The organism is uncultured Chryseobacterium sp. (assembly GCF_913776365.1).
Lineage (GTDB): Bacteria > Bacteroidota > Bacteroidia > Flavobacteriales > Weeksellaceae > Chryseobacterium.
The window spans coordinates 1-3,022 of sequence record NZ_CAJYMO010000008.1 but is presented as its reverse complement, the minus strand read 5'-3'; the positions used below and the strand labels follow the sequence as shown (position 1 = coordinate 3,022).

Sequence of the window (3,022 nt, the reverse complement as noted above, 5' to 3'; positions counted from 1 at the left end):
TCCGCCCATATCGGTAATGACGCCGCCGCCCAGGTTGATCATCAGGGCTTTCCGGTCAGCCTGCATCTCCGTTAGGATTTCCCAAAGCTGATTGGCCGTCTGTATATTCTTCATTTCCTCTCCGGCCTCAACTTCCAGGATCTCAAATGCGAGCTCGGTTTCCAGGTTTCCCAGCAGGATCGGAAGGCAGTATTCATGCGTATTTTCATCTACCAGAATAAAGATCTTACTGTAGCTTTTGCGTTGGAGGAATTCATTGAGTGCGGAAAAGGTATCGTCTGCTATTGTGATCATTTTCAGATTTTCTGTAGGGTTAATGCTTAAACAAAGATACAAAGTTATGATTCTTAATTTTTAACTCGTTATTAAATGTACTATCTTTGCAGAAATATTTAGCATGAGCAGAGACCATAATTCAGGAAAATCCAAAAGACCAAGAAGTTCAACAAGAAATAATTCTGATGATTCTCGCGCTTCAAGATCCGGAAATCCAGGATCCAAACCTTTTAAAAAAACTTTTCCTAAAGCGGGAGAAAGAAATTCTGACAAGGCATTCGGCGCAGGATCCGAGAAGAGATCTTTTACCAGAAGTGAAAGGGATACGGACGGTTCAGCGTCTGTAAGAAAAGATACCAGCTACCAGGGACGTATGGATAAAAAATTCGGTAAGACTGCCAGTGAGCCGTATATCACTACTTCCGGTGAAGAAAGAAAAAATTTCGGCAAGTCCGCACCGAAAAGAGGCGGCGGAAAGAATTTCGACACGCGCGACAAATATGAAAGAGGCAGCCTGAAGTACGGACGAAGACCGGCAGCAGAAGGGGAAGAAAGACAGGACAAGGCAAAGTCTTTCGTACAGAAACGAAGGCTGACCAAGATAGAGAAAGATGTACATAAGGATACGATCCGTCTTAATAAATACATTGCGAATTCCGGGATCTGCAGCAGGAGAGAGGCTGATGAGCTGATTACCCAGGGGCTTGTGGAAGTCAACGGACAGGTAGTGACCGAAATGGGCTATCAGGTACAGAAAACCGATAAGGTGGTGTTTGACGGACAGGGAATCACGCCGGAAAAACCGGTATACGTTCTTCTGAACAAACCGAAAGGATATATCTCCACAACCAAGGATGACAAGGCGCGGAAAACCGTAATGGACCTGGTCGCCAATGCATCGCCGTACCGTCTCTTCCCGGTGGGAAGACTGGACCGCTCCACTACCGGAGTCATTTTACTGACCAATGACGGACACATGACCAAAAAGCTGACGCATCCGTCTTTTGATGCCAAAAAAATCTACCACGTCACCCTGGATAAGAAACTGTCGCATGAAGATATGAAGCTTATTGCCGAAGGAATCCGTCTGGATGAAGGGGTTGCGGAAGTAGACCAGATTTCTTTCATCGAAGGAAAGCCTAAAAATGAGATCGGGATTGAAATCCATATCGGCTGGAACCGCGTGATCCGCAGAATTTTCCAGCGTCTGGGCTATGAAGTGGAAGCTCTTGACCGCGTTATGTTTGCCGGAATGACCAAAAAGAACATCAAGAGAGGCCATTGGAGAATCCTTACCGAACAGGAGGTGAACAACCTTAAGATGCTGTAAGCCTTATAAGTTGTGGATGATAAGTTATAAGTTTGCAACAGCATTATAAAGAGTATTCCTTTTTTATCGACAAAAAAATTCCGCAGATGATTTCTGCGGAATTTTTTATTTCAATGCTGCTGTATGTCAAACATGATCTTTTGCAGGCTGAAGTGAAGATCGGGAGCTGATTTTCCACCGTCGGTATACAACGGTAGTTACAACTTAAAATTAATAACTCATAACTTATAACTCATGAATAGGAACTCCTACGCAAGAACGGTCACTCCCTTCTGGATCATTTCAAAGATCGCGTCCCTTCCGTTATCCGGCTTCACATTAACTGCGCGGGTACCGTTGAAATGAAGGCAGGTGATATATCCGGCGGCGGCAGCATCCGTACAGGTGAACTTAACGCAGTAATCCATTGCCAGGCCTACAATTTCAAGCAACTGGATGTCATGGTATTTCAGAAAATCATCAAGACCGGTCTTCATGAAGTGGTTATTGTCCTGGAAACCGCTGTAGCTGTCGATTTCAACATTTTTTCCTTTCTGGATGATGTGGGTCACCTTATCCCGGTTCAGGTCTTTATGGAATTCTGCCCCGAAGGTACCCTGGATGCAGTGATCCGGCCACATAAACTGCGGAACCCCATTCAGGATAATGCTTTCCCCTACTTTTCTGCCATTGTTACTGGCAAAGCTTTTATGGTTGGCCGGATGCCAGTCCTGCGTAAGGACAATCTGGTCATACTCATTTTCTTCCATAAGGGAATTGATGAAGGGAATGACTTCATTGGCTCCCGGAACCGCCAGCGCACCGCCCTCACAAAAATCATTCTGCACATCGACGATTAGTAATGCTTTTTTCATAGTTGGAATTCTCGAATTTTTGATAAATTTACAAAAACAAATCTTCAAAAAACTGTCCAAAAAGATTTATCTGCCAAATAGGCATTCCGGCGATTAAAATCAGGATCCCGCCGGGCCCGCCGATACAAACCAAGGCACAATAGTTTATCTTTGTACAAAATTAGTACTTTATGTCATTTGAATTTTTGGGTTTATCCCATCACCTTATCAAATCAGTACAGAAACTGGGCTACCTGAAGCCGTTTCCCATTCAGGAACAGGCAGTGCCGGTTATCCTTCAGGGAAAAGACCTCATAGGAATTGCACAGACCGGTTCAGGGAAAACAGCAGGTTTCGTCATGCCCATTCTGGAAAAACTGCAGAATGAGACACTGAAGAAAGACCGCAATGTGAAAGTTCTGGTTCTGGTGCCTACAAGAGAACTGGCGATTCAGATCGATGAGGTATTCCGGGCTTTTACAACGCATACGAGGCGTGAAATCCGTAGCATGGCAGTCTATGGCGGCGTTTCCATCAACCCGCAGATGAAAAGCCTTTTCGGTACGGAAATCCTTATTGCAAC

At 44.8% G+C, this 3,022-nt stretch carries 3 protein-coding genes and 1 pseudogene; 2 read left to right on the top strand and 2 right to left on the bottom strand.

All coding sequences use genetic code 11. The features are described from left to right. Window positions 1–294, bottom strand: a pseudogene (locus QZ735_RS00575) (3-dehydroquinate synthase); the annotation flags it as partial. A 355-nt stretch (window positions 295–649) separates the two neighbouring features. On the opposite strand from QZ735_RS00575, the gene QZ735_RS00570 reads away from it, so the two are divergent. Next, entirely contained in the window at window positions 650–1,606 is a 957-nt protein-coding gene (locus QZ735_RS00570; RefSeq protein WP_367117821.1) for a pseudouridine synthase, read from the top strand. A gap of 248 nt (window positions 1,607–1,854) precedes the next feature. Here the strand turns inward: QZ735_RS00570 and pncA are convergent, their stop codons facing one another. Next, window positions 1,855–2,460, bottom strand: coding sequence for a bifunctional nicotinamidase/pyrazinamidase (gene pncA / locus QZ735_RS00565; protein WP_294243221.1), 606 nt, complete (start codon window positions 2,458–2,460; stop codon window positions 1,855–1,857). A 170-nt stretch (window positions 2,461–2,630) separates the two neighbouring features. Between pncA and QZ735_RS00560 the strand changes: the two genes are divergently transcribed. Then, window positions 2,631–3,022 (top strand): DEAD/DEAH box helicase (locus QZ735_RS00560; protein ID WP_294243218.1); only part of this gene is annotated, 392 nt, incomplete at its 3' end.

Coding starts and splice junctions, on each gene's coding strand:
- QZ735_RS00570 (WP_367117821.1), top strand. CDS start 650: ATGGATAAAAAATTCGGTAAGACTGCCAGTGAGCCGTATATCACTACT.
- pncA (WP_294243221.1), bottom strand. CDS start 2,460: ATGAAAAAAGCATTACTAATCGTCGATGTGCAGAATGATTTTTGTGAG.